General features: G+C 69.4%; 13 protein-coding genes and 1 pseudogene. 4 read left to right on the top strand and 10 right to left on the bottom strand.

Going from position 1 to position 16,013, the window contains the following annotated elements; translation table 11 throughout:
• Positions 1 to 4 precede the first annotated feature (4 nt).
• On the bottom strand, positions 5 to 1,276 hold the full coding sequence (locus tag BST17_RS23590) for an MFS transporter (protein ID WP_083061331.1): 1,272 nt from the start codon (positions 1,274 to 1,276) through the stop codon (positions 5 to 7).
• 104 nt (positions 1,277 to 1,380) lie between these two features.
• On the opposite strand from BST17_RS23590, the gene BST17_RS23585 reads away from it, so the two are divergent.
• Entirely contained in the window at positions 1,381 to 1,986 is a 606-nt protein-coding gene (locus tag BST17_RS23585) for a YqgE/AlgH family protein (RefSeq protein WP_083061330.1), read from the top strand.
• Positions 1,987 to 2,001: 15 nt separating this feature from the next.
• On the opposite strand, the gene BST17_RS23580 is transcribed toward BST17_RS23585, so the two are convergent.
• Positions 2,002 to 2,364, bottom strand: coding sequence for a hypothetical protein (locus tag BST17_RS23580; RefSeq protein WP_083061329.1), 363 nt, complete (start codon positions 2,362 to 2,364; stop codon positions 2,002 to 2,004).
• A gap of 61 nt (positions 2,365 to 2,425) precedes the next feature.
• On the bottom strand, positions 2,426 to 3,367 hold the full coding sequence (locus BST17_RS23575; RefSeq protein WP_083061328.1) for an LpqN/LpqT family lipoprotein: 942 nt from the start codon (positions 3,365 to 3,367) through the stop codon (positions 2,426 to 2,428).
• 200 nt (positions 3,368 to 3,567) lie between these two features.
• Between BST17_RS23575 and leuS the strand changes: the two genes are divergently transcribed.
• A complete protein-coding gene (gene leuS, locus BST17_RS23570; RefSeq protein ID WP_083061327.1) occupies positions 3,568 to 6,402 on the top strand; it encodes a leucine--tRNA ligase in 2,835 nt (944 codons plus the stop codon).
• Positions 6,403 to 6,453: 51 nt separating this feature from the next.
• Here leuS and BST17_RS23565 read toward each other — a convergent pair whose 3' ends face one another.
• Positions 6,454 to 7,122 (bottom strand): SDR family oxidoreductase, encoded by a 669-nt coding sequence (locus tag BST17_RS23565; protein ID WP_083061326.1) that lies wholly within the window; start codon positions 7,120 to 7,122, stop codon positions 6,454 to 6,456.
• A gap of 55 nt (positions 7,123 to 7,177) precedes the next feature.
• On the opposite strand from BST17_RS23565, the gene ggh reads away from it, so the two are divergent.
• Complete coding sequence (gene ggh, locus BST17_RS23560) at positions 7,178 to 8,518, top strand: glucosylglycerate hydrolase (protein WP_083061325.1); 1,341 nt, start codon at positions 7,178 to 7,180, stop codon at positions 8,516 to 8,518.
• Position 8,519: 1 nt separating this feature from the next.
• Here ggh and BST17_RS23555 read toward each other — a convergent pair whose 3' ends face one another.
• The 6 genes from BST17_RS23555 to BST17_RS23530 all read right to left on the bottom strand — a co-directional run bounded on the left by BST17_RS23555 (position 8,520) and on the right by BST17_RS23530 (position 15,238).
• Positions 8,520 to 8,984 carry a MarR family winged helix-turn-helix transcriptional regulator gene (locus BST17_RS23555; protein ID WP_083061324.1) on the bottom strand — a complete coding sequence of 155 codons (465 nt, stop codon included), beginning with the start codon at positions 8,982 to 8,984 and terminating at the stop codon, positions 8,520 to 8,522.
• A 62-nt stretch (positions 8,985 to 9,046) separates the two neighbouring features.
• A complete protein-coding gene (locus BST17_RS23550) occupies positions 9,047 to 9,790 on the bottom strand; it encodes an amino acid ABC transporter ATP-binding protein (protein ID WP_083061323.1) in 744 nt (247 codons plus the stop codon).
• Positions 9,790 to 11,478: an ABC transporter substrate-binding protein/permease gene (locus BST17_RS23545; RefSeq protein ID WP_407937766.1), complete on the bottom strand. Its 1,689-nt coding sequence runs from the start codon at positions 11,476 to 11,478 to the stop codon at positions 9,790 to 9,792. Before BST17_RS23545 ends, BST17_RS23550 begins: the two co-directional genes overlap by 1 nt.
• 116 nt (positions 11,479 to 11,594) lie before the next feature.
• Complete coding sequence (locus BST17_RS23540; RefSeq protein WP_083061321.1) at positions 11,595 to 12,284, bottom strand: GntR family transcriptional regulator; 690 nt, start codon at positions 12,282 to 12,284, stop codon at positions 11,595 to 11,597.
• A 54-nt stretch (positions 12,285 to 12,338) separates the two neighbouring features.
• Complete coding sequence (locus tag BST17_RS23535) at positions 12,339 to 13,142, bottom strand: LLM class F420-dependent oxidoreductase (protein WP_083061373.1); 804 nt, start codon at positions 13,140 to 13,142, stop codon at positions 12,339 to 12,341.
• A gap of 29 nt (positions 13,143 to 13,171) precedes the next feature.
• On the bottom strand, positions 13,172 to 15,238 hold the full coding sequence (locus BST17_RS23530) for a PhoX family protein (protein ID WP_083061320.1): 2,067 nt from the start codon (positions 15,236 to 15,238) through the stop codon (positions 13,172 to 13,174).
• Positions 15,239 to 15,468: 230 nt separating this feature from the next.
• Between BST17_RS23530 and BST17_RS28860 the strand changes: the two are divergent.
• A pseudogene (locus BST17_RS28860) lies at positions 15,469 to 16,013 on the top strand (hypothetical protein); the annotation flags it as partial.

Genomic DNA, 16,013 nt, shown 5'->3' with positions numbered 1-16,013 from the left:
AACTCTAAACCGGGCGCCGGCGCCGCCCGAGCCGGGCATGCGCGGCCAGGCCCACCAGATAGAGCACCACGCCCACGATCACCAGCGGCACCGACCGGCCGTCCGTCGGGATCACCGCGGCGGCCAGCGCGATGGCCGCCACGAACATCACCCAGAACAGCGCGTCCTGCACGGTGAAGACGTGCCCGCGCAGCGCGTCGTCGACGTCGATCTGCATGGCACTGTCGGCACACAGCTTGACCACCTGCCCGGCCGCGCCCAGCACGAAACCGCAGCCGATCATCACCGGCATGTGGAGCCCGGCGGCCAGCAACTGCACCACGACCGCGACCGCCAGCGCCCCGTTGGCGGTCCGGTAGCGGCCCCACCGGCCGACCGCGGCGGGTGTGACGACGGTGGCCAGGAACGAGCCCGTGCCGGTCGCCGCGACGAAGAGCACCGCGGTGCCCAGACCCAACCCGGCGACCTCCTGATCACCGCTGTGCCGCACCATCACCAGCACCAGCAGGGTGTTGATGCCGAACACCATCCGGTGCGCGGCCAGACCGCTCAGGGTGGCCGCCACCGTCGGCACCGCGGCCACGGTGCGGACACCGTGCACCCACCCGGTGGACACCGCATAGGCCACCGAACCGTGCACCGCGCGCACGCTGTCGTCGGGCCCGAGCACATGCGGCGAGAACCGCACCGAGAGCACCAGCGCGAGCGCCACCGGGATGGCGGCCAGGAAGATCACCACCGACGCGCCGGCATCATCGGCACCGAGCAGCCAGCGGGGCAGCAGCATGAAGTTGGCGCCCAGAAAGGTCGACAGCGCCCCGGTCGCGGTGGCCACCGAGTTCATCGTCAGCACCTGCTCCCGGGGCACCACATGCGGTAGCGCGGCCGACAGCCCGGAGGAGACGAAGCGGGTGAAACCGTTGACGATCAGCGCTCCGAACAACAGCGTCAGCTCCCCGGAGCTGACGGCCAGCGCGGCGCCGACGGCCAGCATCAGCAGCAGCCGCCCGGCGTTGGCCCCGATGAGCACCAGCCGGCGGTCCCAGCGGTCCAGCAGTGCCCCGGCGAAGGGTCCCAACGCCGAATACGGCAGGAAAAGCACGGCGAACGCCCCGGCGATCGCCCATGGGTGCGCGGCGCGTTCCGGGTTGAACAGCAGTGCGCCGGCCAGCCCGGCCTGGAACAGTCCGTCACCGAACTGGCTGACCGCACGCAGCTCGAGCAGCCGCCGGAATTCGGGTAGCCCACGCACCGCCTGCCAGGTGGTGTCAGTCATCAGATCGGGTCCTGTCCGGGCCGGCGAATGATGACCCCGATCCACCCTACAAAGATCTCGGCGAGCCGGAGCTGACGGCGGGTCCCTGGTGACATGATGAACCGATGGCACACCCCGACGAACCGGAGGATTACCCGACGCCGACGGCACCGCGGGTGCGGGCGGGGACGCTGTTGCTGGCCGACACCGATCTGCTGGAACCGACCTTCCGGCGCACCGTGATCTACATCGTCGAACACAACGAGGGCGGCACGCTCGGCGTGGTGCTCAACCGGCCCAGTGAGACCGCCGTCTACAACGTGCTGCCGCAGTGGGCCAAGCTCGCGATCAAGCCCAAGACGATGTTCGTCGGCGGACCGGTGAAGCGGGACTCGGCACTGTGCCTGGCCACCGTGCGGGTGGGTGTCGACATCACCGGGGTGCCGGGGCTGCGTCATGTGCAGGGCCGGGTGTGCATGGTCGATCTGGACTCCGATCCGGAGAACATCGCACCGGTGGTGGAGGGGGTGCGGATCTTCGCGGGGTATTCGGGGTGGACGGTCGGCCAGCTCGACGGGGAGATCGAACGCGACGACTGGATCGTGCTGTCGGCGCTGCCCTCGGATGTGCTGGCCGAACCGAAGGTGGATCTGTGGTCGCGGGTGCTGCGGCGTCAGCCGCTACCGCTGGCGATGCTGGCGACGCACCCGATCGACCTGAGCCGCAACTAGCAGTCCGCGGTCAGGTCAGCAAGAGAGAGTGCAGGACGCGCACGCGCCGGCGCAGCCGCCACCGCCGGCCTCCCGAGCGGCCGTCTGCACGGCCTCCTTGTGGGCCACCAACTTCGCACCCTGCCAACAGCCGGCGGCCACCGTGCCGATGGCGCCGACGACGCACACCACCAAGACCAGCAGCGACATCTGCGCGGGCGCGGCCAAGGCGACGGCACCACCGGCGGCCAGCATGGCGGCCGCGGCGAACTGGGTCGGTGCGACCGCGCGCAGCACCTGGCGGACGGGGTCGTCGGCGTAGGGCTGCTTCAGCGACCAGACGGCCGCACCGGCGGTGGCGACGGCCACGCAGAGGCAGAGGACCGCGGCGACAAGCATGCAGTCAGGATACGAGGAAGACGCGATGTTCTGTTAGTCGGTCGGCGCCGTGGGCGGCCGATCAGCCGAGTCCGAGGCTGACCGGGACAGCGGCGGGTGCGGCCGGTGCCGGTGCGGGGACGGCGGCGGCCGGTGCCGGTGCGGCCACCGGGGGTGCGGCCGGCGCCGGGGCCGAGACCCGGAACCCGTTGACGATCGCATCGGTGGCGTCGGCGGCGGCCACGGACTGGGATTCGGCGGTGGTCACCGACAGCGACACCAGGTAGCGGTCGGGGCCAGAGGTCGCGATGATGTGCCGCCTCGAGGTGTTCAGCGTCATGTTGTTCTCGCGGTAGGTGCCCTCGATGATCGACGTCGGCACCCCGTTGACCTCGGCGATCGACCCGCCGGTGGCCCGCCATGCGGTCAGCTGCTGGCTGTCGACGTACCCGTGCCGGATGGCCTCGCGATTGTCGAAGGCGCCAATGAGCTTGTAGACCACGACCTGGGCGTTGTTGGTGTAGAGCCCGTCGCCGCCGACCCGGTCGGCGATGACGGCGAAGGCGTCGGGAACGTTGGGATCGGGCACCTGGGTCCAGCCGGTGGGCCGGGGCAACACGATGTTCAGCGCGGTGAACCCGGCCGGGGTCTGCGGTTCCAGCGTCACGTTCTGGCTGGTCAGGTAATCGCGGATGGTGCCCGACGGGTTCGGCGACAGCGGTACCGAGACCGGTCGGGGTGTGACGGCCGTGGAGGTGGCCGAGCCCAGCTGCGGCGCGGCGCCCGGCACGGCCGCCGGGCTGCCCGCCGCGATGGGCTGGGCGGGGCCGGCCTGCGCCGGGGCCAGCGGCGCGGCCTGGGGCGCGACGGTGACGGTCTGGGTGACGGTGACCGGAACGGGCGGTGCCGGCTGCGGGGGCAGCGGTTCGGCGGCGGCGGGGGTGGCGGCCAGGACGGCCACACCGGCGACTCCGGCGGCGGTCCCGGCGATGAGAATCCGCCAGCGGCGCGGGTGCTCGTTCATCCTGACGTCGGTCCTTCCGGGTTGCGGTGCGTACAGCGAGGGTGTTCTGTTCCCCGAGTCAGGGGCCGACTGTAACCAGGACGACCGGCGGTTCTCCAGCGTCGGAACCGACCTGCAACCGGGTTCTGACCACCCTGCAACGCAACCTTTATCAACCCGTGGCCGAAAGCCGCGCGAGCGGCGCTTATACCCTGTTTGGCGTGACAGATCCCTCGGTCGACCCCGCCGACGCACCGCAGCACCGCTACTCCGCCGCGCTGGCCGGTGACATCGAGCTGGCCTGGCAGCAGCGCTGGCAGCGCCTGGGCACCTTCCATGTGCCCAACCCGGTGGGCTCGCTGGCGCCCACGGACGGATCGGCCGTTCCGGCGGACAAGATGTTCGTCCAGGACATGTTCCCTTACCCGTCCGGTGACGGCCTGCACGTCGGGCATCCGCTGGGCTACATCGCCACCGATGTGTACGCCCGCTACTTCCGGATGACCGGCCGCAACGTGTTGCACGCGTTGGGTTTCGACGCCTTCGGGTTGCCCGCCGAGCAGTACGCCGTGCAGACCGGCACGCACCCGCGCACCCGCACCGAGGCCAATATCGTCAACTTCCGCCGCCAGCTGGGCCGCCTCGGCCTGGGCCACGACTCGCGGCGCAGCTTCTCCACCACCGATGTGGACTTCTACAAGTGGACGCAGTGGATCTTCCTGCAGATCTACAACGCCTGGTTCGACCCCGAGCTCAAGCGTGCCCGTCGTATCGATGAGCTGGTCGACGAGTTCGCCGCGGGCACCCGACCGCTGCCCGACGGTCGCGACTGGGCCGGGTTGTCCACGGCCGAGCGGGCCGATGTGATCGACTCGTTCCGGTTGGTCTACCGCGCCGACTCAATGGTCAACTGGTGCCCGGGCCTGGGCACCGTGCTGGCCAACGAGGAGGTGACCTCCGACGGCCGCAGTGACCGCGGTAACTTCCCGGTCTTCCGGAAGCGGTTGCGGCAGTGGATGATGCGCATCACCGCTTATTCCGACCGGTTGCTCGACGATCTGGACGTGCTGGACTGGCCGGACAAGGTCAAGGCCATGCAGCGCAACTGGATCGGCCGGTCGGTCGGCGCGCAGGTGCGCTTCGACACGCCGGTGGGCGATATCGAGGTGTTCACCACTCGCCCCGACACCCTCTACGGCGCGACCTACATGGTGCTGGCCCCCGAACACGAACTGGTCGACGCGCTGACCGCGGCGGCCTGGCCGGACGGCACCGATGAGCGCTGGACCTATGGCGGATCCACCCCGGGTGCGGCGATCGCGGCCTACCGGTCCGACATCGCGGCGAAATCCGATCTGGAGCGTCAGGAGAACAAGACCAAGACCGGTGTGTTCACCGGGTCGTATGCCACCAATCCGGTGAACGGACAGCAGGTTCCGGTGTTCATCGCCGATTATGTGCTGGCCGGTTACGGCACGGGCGCCATCATGGCGGTGCCCAGTGGTGATCAGCGGGACTGGGAGTTCGCCACCGCATTCGGGCTGCCCATCGTCGAAGTCGTCTCCGGCGGCGACGTCAGCGTGGCGGCCTACAGCGGCGACGGCCTGCTGGTGAATTCCGGTGAGCTGGACGGGCTGACGGTGCCGGCGGCCAAGGAGGCCATCATCGCCCGCCTGGAGGCCGACGGAACCGGGCGCGCGCGGGTCGAATTCAAGCTGCGCGACTGGCTGTTCGCCCGGCAGCGCTACTGGGGCGAACCGTTCCCGATCGTCTACGACGCCGACGGCCGGGCCCACCCGCTGCCCGAATCGGCTCTGCCGGTGGAACTTCCGGACATCCCGGACTACGCCCCGGTGATGTTCGACCCGGACGACGCGGACAGTGAACCGTCCCCGCCGCTGGGCAAGGCCACCGACTGGGTGCACGTCGACCTGGATCTGGGTGACGGGCTGCAGTCCTACACCCGCGACACCAATGTGATGCCCCAGTGGGCGGGCAGCTCCTGGTATGAGCTGCGCTACGCCGATCCGCACAACAGCGACGAGTTCTGCGCCAAGGAGAACGAGGCGTACTGGATGGGGCCGCGCCCCGAGATCCACGGCCCGCAGGACCCGGGCGGGGTCGACCTGTACGTCGGTGGTGTCGAGCACGCGGTGCTGCACCTGCTGTATTCGCGGTTCTGGCACAAGGTGCTCTTCGACCTGGGGCATGTCAGCTCCTCGGAGCCGTACCGCCGGCTGGTCAACCAGGGCTACATCCAGGCGTTCGCCTACACCGATGCCCGCGGGTCCTATGTGCCCGCCGCCGATGTCGTCGAACGCGACGGCGCCTTCTGGTACGAGGACCAGCAGGTCAACCAGGAGTTCGGCAAGATCGGCAAATCACTGAAGAACTCGGTGTCCCCGGACGAGATCTGCGACGAATACGGCGCGGACACTCTGCGCGTGTACGAGATGTCGATGGGTCCGCTGGAGGCGTCGCGGCCGTGGGCGACCAAGGATGTCGTCGGCGCGCACCGCTTCCTGCAGCGGGTCTGGCGCGCCGTCGTCGACGAGTCCACCGGGGCGGTCCGGGTCACCGACGGGGATGTGCCCGAGGACACCCTGCGCGCGCTGCACAAGACCATCGCCGGGGTCGCCGAAGACTATGCGGCACTGCGTAACAACACCGCGGCGGCCAAGTTGATCGAGTACACCAATCACCTGACCAAGGCCGGTGTCGCCGCCCGTGCGGCCGTCGAGCCGCTGGTCCTGATGGTCGCGCCGCTGGCACCGCACCTGGCCGAGGAGCTGTGGCGCCGGCTCGGTCACGAGGCGTCGCTGGCGCACGGGCCGTTCCCGGTCGCCGACGAGCGCCATCTGGTCGACGACACCGTCGAGTTGCCGGTCCAGGTCAACGGCAAGGTGCGCGGCAAGATCACCGTGCCCGCCGATGCGGACAGGGCGGCGCTGGAGGCGGCGGCGCGCGCCGACGACAAGGTGCTGGCGTTCCTGGACGGGGCCACCCCGAAGAAGGTCATCGTGGTGCCCGGCAAGCTGGTCAACCTCGTCGTCTAGTCGCGTTTTGTGGAGCCGCACCCGGACTCATCACGGGTGCGGCGCCACACATCACCCGCCGGGGCGGACCACGACCTCGTGCACGTGCCCGTCGCGGGGAGCGTTCACGGCCTGCGCGACGAGCAGACCGACGGTCGAGGGCTGCAGGAAGTCGGCCGGGTCGTAGGAGCCACCCTCGTAGGCCACCAGATCGCGCTGCATCTCCGAATCGGTGCGGCCGGGGAACACCGAGGTGACCCGCAGCGACGGTTCGTCGGCGCGCAGCGAGTCGGCGAACGCGCGCAGCGCGAACTTGCTCGCCGAATACGAGGCCATGCTCGCCGAGACCTTCTGGCCGGCACCGGAATTGATGAACACCACGTGCCCGCCGGCGGCGCGCAGGGCCGGCAGCAGCGCCAGCGTCAACGCGACCGCACCGGTGACGTTGATCTCGAAGCTGGCCCGCCACTGGTCGGCCGTCGATTCCGACACCCGGCCCGGGTAGAGCACGCCGGCGTTGTGCACCAGCACGTCGAGCTCGGCGAGCACCTCGCTGGCCGATTCGATGGACTCGGCGTCGGCGAGGTCCAGCGGCCAGGTCGGCGCCCCCAACCGCTCGGCGACGGCGTCGAGGCGGGCCGACGGACGGCCGGCGAGCAGCAGGGTGTGCGTCGGGGCGAGCGCGTCGGCGATGGCCGACCCGATCCCGCCGCCGGCGCCGGTGATCAGAGCAGTGGGCACGGAAGAAAACACTATGACACTGCACGCTCGGCGCCGACGCCGCATTATTGATGCGATGCCACCCGACCCCAGCTTCGCTCCCACCCAGCTCGCAGCGCGCGCGGCCTACCTGCTGCGCGGCAACGACCTGGGTGTGATGACCACTGCCGCCCCGCTGCTCTACCCGCACATGTGGAGCTGGGACGCCGCCTTCGTGGCGATCGGGCTGGCCCCGCTGAGCGTCGAACGGGCCGTCGTCGAACTCGACACCCTGCTCTCGGCGCAGTGGGGCAACGGGATGATCCCGCACATCGTCTTCGCCAACGGCGTCGACGGCTACTTCCCCGGACCGGCCCGCTGGGCCACCTCGGCGCTGGCGGTCCACGCTCCGCGCACCCGGCACACCTCCGGGATCACCCAGCCGCCGGTGCACGCCATCGCGGTGCAGCGCATCCTGGACCGCGCCAAGACCCGCGGCCGGTCCACCCGGGCGGTCGCCGAGGCGTTCCTGGACCGACGGTGGAGCGATCTGGTGCGCTGGCACCGCTGGCTGGCCGAGGCCCGCGACCCGAACGAGCGGGGCCGGATCACGCTGTACCACGGCTGGGAGTCCGGGATGGACAACTCGCCGCGCTGGGACAGCGCCTACGCCAACGTGATTCCCGGCAATGTGCCCGAGTATCAGCGCGAGGACAACAAGATCAACACCGATGCCACCCAGCGGCCGTCGGACTCCGAGTACGACCGGTACCTGTGGCTGCTGGAGGAGATGAAGGCGGCACGCTACGACGACGATCTGCTGGCCAAGTCGATGAGCTTCGCGGTGGAGGACGTCTTCGTGTCCGGCATCTTCTCGGTGGCCTGCCGGGTGCTGGCCGAGATCGGGGAGGACTACAAGCGGTCCCCGGCGGATGTCCGCGACCTGTACGCCTGGGCCGACCGCTTCCGTGCCGGTGTGGTCGAGACCACCGACGAACGGACCGGGGCCGCACGCGATTTCGATGTCCGATCCGAGTCCTGGGTGGCGACCGAGACGATCGCGCAGTTCGCGCCGCTGCTGTGCGGCGGGCTCCCGCACGACAAGGAACGCGCGTTGCTGCGCCTGCTCGACGGTCCGCGCTTCAGCAGCCATCCGGATCTGCGCTACTCGCTGATCCCGTCCACTTCACCGGTTTCCCGCGATTTCCGGGCCCGCGAGTACTGGCGCGGGCCGGTCTGGCCCGTCACCACCTGGTTGTTCTCCTGGTGCTTCGCGCGCCGCGGCTGGGCCGAACGCGCCCTGACCCTGCGCCAGGAGGGTCTGCGCCAGGCCAGCGACGGTACCTTCGCCGAGTATTACGAGCCGTTCACCGGGGAGCCGCTGGGCAGCATGCAGCAGTCGTGGACCGCCGCGGCGGTGTTGGATTGGTTGGGCTGACTCAGGACTGGGCCTGATCGGCCAGCCGGTCCAGTGAGCCGAGGGCCGATGCCAGCGTGGCCTTGTCCTCGGCGCTGAGATTGTTCAACATCCCGCCGAGGAAGGCGCGCCGGGCATCGAGGGCCTCCTTGTGCTGCACCAGTCCGCGCGGGGTCACCTCGACCAGCACGGCCCGCAGATCGGACGGGTCGCGGGAGCGCTTGACCAGTCCGAGCTTCTCCAACCGCCGGATCGCGACCGTCGTGGTGGGCGTGCGGACGCGTTCGTGAGCGGCCAGCTCGGTCATCCGGATCGGGCCACTTTCCAGCAGCGTCAACAGGATCGAGAGCTGCGCGAGGGTCAGGTCGGCACCGGCGGCGTTGCCCGCGCCCCGATTGTCCCCGCGGCGCAGCACCGAGAACAGTTTGGAGAGCACACGTTGCAGCTCTCCTGCCAGCTCATCGGCCTGCGGTTCGGTCTCGACCATAATTCGCTAGTCTAACCTGTCTGACCCTGCCAGGCGGTAAAGCCTCCAATTCGATCGCCGAATCACAGCACCTGGTCCAGGAATCGGCGCAGCCGCTCGGTTTCGGCACTCGCGAAGATCCGCTCGGGCGGTCCGGACTCGATCACCTCGCCCTCGTCCATGAACACCACCGCGTCGGCCGCCGAGCGCGCGAAGCCCATCTCGTGGGTGACGACGATCATCGTCATGCCCGCCGAACCCAGATCGGCGATCAGCTCCAGGATCCCTTTCACCAGTTCGGGATCCAGCGCGGAGGTCGCCTCGTCGAAGAACATCACCTGCGGCGCCATCGCCAGGGCGCGGGCGATCGCCACCCGCTGCTGCTGGCCACCGGACAGAGTGAACGGACGGACATCGGCCTTGTGCCGCAACCCGACCCGGTCGAGCTGGGCCAGCCCGAGCTCGCGGGACGCTTCCACCGACATGCCCTTGAGCTTGCGCGGAGCCAGCGTGACATTGTCGAGCACGGTGCGGTGTGGGAACAAGTTGAACTGTTGGAACACCATGCCGATGCGCTGGCGCAACTGGTCGGGGTTGTCGCCGAGCACCGAGCGGCCGTCGAGCAGGATGTCGCCGGCGTCGGGTTCGTAGAGCCGGTTCAGGGTGCGCAGCAGAGTGGACTTGCCCGATCCCGACGGCCCGATCACGGCCGTGGTGGTGCCCGCGGGCACATCCAGATCGACCCCGCGCAACACCTTGTTGGGACCGAAGGACAGGTGAATATCGTTGGCCGCCAGGGATACCGCCTGCGGGTTCGGGGTGGCCATCAGATCATCTCCTGCTGGACGGGAGCGGGTTGCTTACCGGTGCGCAGCCGGGAATCGATCACGTTGACCAGATGGGTCAGCGGGATCGTCAACGCCAGGTAGAACAGCCCCGCCGCCACCAGCGGGGACAGATTGCCGGTCTGGGCGTTGAGGTCGCGGCCCACCTGGAACAGTTCGCGCTGATTGGCCACCAGACCGAGGAAGTACACCAGTGACGATGCCTTGAGCAACGAGATGAACTGGTTGACCAGGGCCGGCAGCACCCGCCGGATGCCCTGCGGGATGATCACCAGCTTCATCGAGTCCGAATAACTGAAACCCAGTGCGCGCGAGGCCTCCATCTGTCCGGTCTCCACGCTCTGGATACCGGACCGGAAGATCTCGCCGACATAGGCGGCCGACATCAGGCCCAGCGCGGCGATGCCGAGCGGATAGGGGTTGTTGCCGGTCAATCCGCCGACGATGGGCCCGATCCCGAGGCCGATGATCAAGATGATCACCACCTCGGGCAGCCCGCGGAAGATGTCGGTGTAGACGCGCGCCGGCCAGCGCAGCAGCCGCGACCGGGAGATGCCGGCGACGGCCAGCAGCAGGCCCAGCACGACGCCGATGACCGCGGCGCCGGCCGTCAGCAGCAGGGTGTTCGGCAGCCCGGTCGTGAACAGGTCCGGGATGGCCTGCCGGTACAGATCCCAGTTCAAGAAGGTGTCACCCAGCTGTCCGAGAACGGATTTCGGTGCCGTCGGCGCGGCCGGTTCGGCGGCCGGCGCACGTTCGGCCGCGATCTGGGCGAAGTCGGGTAGCTCGGGTACCGGTGCGGCCTTGGAGCCGGGTTTCCAGCCCGGGGGCAGCGCGCGGGGCACCCAGTCGGTGTACAGCCGTGACCAGGTGCCGTCGGCGATGACGGCGTCCAGCCCGGCGTTGAGCGCGTCGATCAGCGGCCGGTTCTCCTTGGCCACCGCGTAGGCTACGAAATTGTCCAAGCTGAACGTGTTTTCGATGATGGTGGCCTGATCACCGGGTTGGACGGTCCCGACGGCCTGCTGCGACGGAGCCACCCAGGCGTCGATCTGGCGGGTCTTGAGGCTGCCGTAGACGGTGTTGTAGTCGGGGAACTTCACCGGGTCCAGGCCCAGGGTGTCCACGACGTAGGCCTCCTGCACGGTGCCCTGCACCACACCGATGCGCTGGCCGGGGCCGAGCTGGGAGAAACTGGTGATCGACGATCCGGACGGCACCACCAGCGAGAAGTAGCCGAAGTCATACCCGTTGGTGAATCCGACGGTCTGGCGCCGGGCGTCGGTGGTGGTGATCGACGACGAGCCGACATCGAAGCGACCCGACGCGACCTGGGCCAGGAGCCCGGAGAAGTCGGTGCCGACGAAGTTGACCCGCAGCCCCAGCTTGTCGGCGACCGCGCGCAGCACCTCGTTGTCGAACCCGGTGAACTGGCCGCCGGCGTTGATGCAGATGCTCGGTGGGGCGTCGGACAGCGTGCCGACGGTGAGCACGCCGGGGGTTCCGAGGCCCAGCGCGTTGACGTCGATACCGTCCAGCGGCTCGACGTTCGGGGTGGTGTATTTGTCGGCGCCGGGTCCCTGGGCGGCCGCGGCCAGGTTCGTCGGCAGCGCGCTGGCGCTGTCGATGCCGGGCGGGGCGCACTGGTCGGCAGCCGCGGGCGCGGCCATCCCGACCGCGCACACCAGGAAGGCGAGCACGAGCGCCAGCACCGGGTGCCCGATCCGGCGGAGCAACGAGGTCATGGGTGCCCAAGGTAGCCGCTACCGCCGCCCGGGCGAAGTCTTCACCCCGATTCGGTGAGCGGGCTCTCGGTGGCCACCGGGCCGTCGAGCACACCGCGTCGGACCAGTTCGGTGCGCATCATGGCGCCCATCAGCCGGGCGGCGGCGATGCACGCGGCGCGGGCGGCCGCCGGGTCCCGGTCGGCGATCGCCGCGGTCTCGGCCCGGTAGTGATCCAGCAATCCGGCCGGCGCATCGAGGAAGGCCGACCAGTAGTCGTGCGGGATGAATGTCTGCGCGGCCGCCGTCGCCGCCTGCAGGCGGGGCCCGGCGTAGGCATCGGTGATGGTGCGGCGGTACCGCCAGGCGGTGTCGTGGAAGCTGCGGGCATCGCGGCTGGCCGCCAGCGCGGAGGTCAACGCGTGCAGCGCGGCCAGCACATCGGGGTCGGCGGCGGTGGCCGCGCGGGCGGACGCGATCCCGTTGAGGACGCCGTAGACCTCGTGGTGCTCGCCGAGCACATCGGCATCGAAACGCTCGATGAAGGCGCCCCGGTGGTACTGCGTGGAGATGATGCCGTCGTGCTCGAGCTGTACCACCGCCTCCTGAATGGGCACCCGGCTGATGCCGAGATCACCGGCAATCTCGTTGCGGTCCAGCCGATCTCCGGTACGGAGCTTGCCGGTCAGCACAAGGTTCACCACATGGGCGATCACGAGGTCCTTCTCCTTGACCCCGTACTTCTTGGGCATGGCGGAGAAGTCTGTCATGTTGCCGGGCCCGGTGGGCGGCTCCCTTTACGCTCGTCAGCCGGTTGCGCGCTGGTCCCGCCACTTCACCAACGCCTCGGCGATGGTCAGGTCGTAGTCGGGTCCGTTGACCCCGATGGTCAACAACGTGACGCCGAGGCCGACGAGAGACTCGGCGCCGGCCAGGGCGGCCTCGACACTCTTTTCCGGCACGCCCGAGGAGCGTTCGATGGCGCCGGGGTCGCGGCCCACCTCGGCGCAGTGCGAGTCGAGCACCTCGGCCAGCCCGGGGTAGGTGCCGGCGTCGGTGAACCCGTGCCAGATGTGGGCGTGCTCGGCGACCAGGCGCAGCGTCTTGCGCTTGCCCTGGCCGCCGATCAGGATCGGGATCTCGCGCAGCGGAGCGGGGTTCAGCTTGGCCAGCCGGGACTCGATGCGCGGCAGCGCGGCGGCCAGGTCGTCGAGGCGGCCACCGGCGGTGCCGAACTCGTAGCCGTACTCGTCGTAGTCCTTCTGCTTCCAGCCCGATCCGATCCCCAGGATCAGCCGGCCGTCGGAGATGTTGTCGACGGTTCGCGCCATATCGGCCAGCAGTTCCGGGTTGCGGTAGGAGTTGCAGCTGACCAACGCGCCGATCTCGATGCGCGAGGTCTGCTCGGCCCACGCGGCCAACATCGTCCAGCACTCGTAGTGAGCGCCGTCGGGGTCGCCGTACAGCGGGAAGAAATGATCCCAGTTGAAGGCGACGTCGACGCCGATGTCCTCGGCCCGGCGCACGGCGTCACGGATGCGGCCGTAGCCGGGGGAGTGCTGGGGCTGGAGCTGGACGGCGATGCGGACGGGACGTTCGGTTGCGGTCATGGTGTCCACCAATACCCTTTCCGGGGGCGTCACACCCCGATATTGCCGCCGTCGCGCCAGACCGCCACCACCGACGGCTTGGCGGTGCCGTTACCGCCCTCGGGCCAGCGTGACAGCGGGTCGTCGATGCTGTTGTCGTCGTTCTCGCCGGGGTGCTGCACGCACACCGTCACCAGGTCGTCGGTGACGACCGGCCCACAGGTCTCGGCACCGAGCGGCACGGTGAGGAACTGCTTGGTGAGGCCGCGGGTGGGGCCTTCCAGCGATACCGCGAACAGGCCGTCGTTGGAGTCCAGCGCGTTGCCGTCGGTGGACACCCACAGGTTGCCGTGGCTGTCGAAGGCCAGGTTGTCGGGGCAGGAGATCGGGCTGACCTTGGTCTTGTCGAACCCGCCGAAGTAGGTGTCGGCAGCCTCCGGGTCGCCGCACACCAGCAGCAGCTCCCAGGTGAAATCGGTGCCGGTGTGGTTGTCGGTGATCTCCAGGACCTGGCCGTTCTTGTTGTCGTTGCGCGGGTTGGCCGCATCCGGGCCGGCCTTGCCCTCGGCACCGCGATTGCTGTTATTGGTCAGTGCCACATAGACCTTGCCGGTCTTCGGGTTGGCCTCGAAGTCCTCCGGCCGGTCCATCTTGGTGGCGCCCGCTTCGTCGCCGGCGAATCGGGTGAACACCGCGACGTCCTGGGCGCTCATCCCGTTGACCAGCGACTCGGCCCGGCCGTCGGGCCCGGAGCGCAGCAGCGGGATCCAGCTGCCGGTCCCGGCGAACTTGCCGTCGGCGGGCAGGCTGCCCGAACCGTCGATCTGGTCGGCGGGGATGTCGCTGGACAGCTTGGCCACGTACAGGGTGCCCTCGTCCAGGATGGTCATGTTGTGCGCCATGTCGCCGGGCTGGATCTTCTTGCTGGACACGAACTTGTACATGTAGTCGAAGCGCTCGTCGTCACCGGTGTAGGCGACGACGGTGCCGTCGTCGGCGACGTGGATGGTGGCGGCCTCGTGCTTGAACCGGCCCAGCGCGGTGTGCTTGATCGGTGCCGACGCCGGATCCCACGGGTTCAGTTCGACGACGTAGCCGAACCGGTTGAGCTCGTTGGGGGTCTTGACGAAGTCGAAGCGCGGGTCGAAGTTCTCCCATTTGCGCTCCGACGGTTCGGCCTCGACGCCGTACCGGCTCAGGCGCTCGCCGGCCTGACCCTCGGGCGCCGGGGTGCCCTCCGGGACACCGAAGTAGGAGTTGAAGTTCTCTTCCCCGGAAAGAATTGTGCCCCAGGGTGTCACGCCACCGGAGCAGTTGTTGATGGTGCCCAGCGCGGTCCGGCCGGTGGGGTCGGCGGCGGTCTTGAGCAGGTCGGCACCCGCGGCGGGCCCGACGATGGTGAACGGCGTGTCGGCGGTGATCCGGCGGTTGTAGCGGCCCATCACCGGGCGCAGGCCGTCGGCGGTGCGCTCCACCTCGACGACCGAGAGTCCGTGTGCGGCAATGGCGATCTCGAACTGCTCGCGGGTGGGGTTGTCGGCGTCGTAACCGGGGTGCATGAACTGCTCGGTGGTGTACTCGTGATTGGTCACCAGCAGGAACCGGTCCGCACTTCCCTCGAGGGGCAGCAGGCCGGCGAAGTCGTTGTTGAAGCCGAACTGCTGGCGCTGCGCCGCGGCGGTCTGGCGGTTGACGTCGAACACCGGGGCGCCGGGCAACACCGGGTCACCCCAGCTGATGACGACCGACTGCCGGTAGCCCTCGGGGATCACCACCGCGTCCTCACTGTTGGGTGCGACGGCGGCGAAGTTCATGCCGGCCGGGGTGGCCGGTTCGGCCGGGGTGGCCGAGGTCGAGGTTGTTGCTGCGGTGTCGGAGCCGTTGGTCGAGCAGGCGGCCAGCGCCGATCCGGCGCCGACGGCCAGCACGGCCACGCCGGCGGTCTTGAGTGCACTGCGGCGCGACACCGCGGCCATCACATCGCCGAAGTACTCGTTGTCGCTGGTGTTGGGGACCGGCTTGGAGCAGGCGTCACCGCAGCGGTAGCGGCAGGTGATGTGCTGACGCGACGACCGACCCTGGTGCGCGACAAAGAGATTCAACGGGATGAGCGCCATACTTGCGAGGATCCTTCCACCTGCGAATAGCACCGGCCGTGGGCTGGACGACCGGTTCACGGGCGAAAGTTACGGGAGCCGGGATAGCAGCAGGCAAGCAGAAGGTGAACGGGAGCTGACGGACGCCGGTGTCCGATAGACGCACCATCTGTGAACCGGCGACGGATTTGCTGCCCGGAATCGGGGCGCACCGCGTACATTGCGGTCAGCTATTGACGAAAGGGTCAAATATGGCCGACGGCACCGTCCCGCCCGCTGTCCCCGCCCGAGTGCGCCGGTCGGAGGGCTTCGCCGTCCGGCGGTGGCTGCAACTCGGTGCTGCCGGTGCGGGCATGGGCGCGGTGCTGTGGGGGATGTCGCTGACGGGCCCGCAGGCCGGCACCGCCCTGGCCGATACCGGCGCCTCGTCGTCCGCCTCGTCATCCACATCGAGCGGGTCCGCATCGACCGCGTCGCGACCCGAGGGTGCCAAAACCGTCCGGTCGGCACGCACGACGCGGGGCGTCCGGTCGGCGGGGGCCCCGCGCGTCACCCGACCGACGGCCGGGCGCGACGTCAAGGACGACGAGGCCGAGGACCCGACCACCGAACAGCCCGACGACTCCGACCAGAAGCGGAGCGCATCGTCGTCGGAGACAGAACCGACTGGCGCGCAGTCCAATTCGGAGTCGAACTCGTCGCCGTCGGAGGCCGCGCCCGCCACCGACACCGAGGCGACGACGTCCACGTCCGCCGGCTCCGGGAGCTCGACCCCGGCCCCGACCCCGCCCCGGAG

The sequence above is a fragment of the Mycolicibacterium bacteremicum genome (assembly GCF_002086115.1).
In the GTDB taxonomy this organism is placed as follows: Bacteria; Actinomycetota; Actinomycetes; order Mycobacteriales; family Mycobacteriaceae; genus Mycobacterium; species Mycobacterium bacteremicum.
Note: the sequence above shows the minus strand (reverse complement) of the source record. Positions and strands in the feature narration are given on the sequence as shown.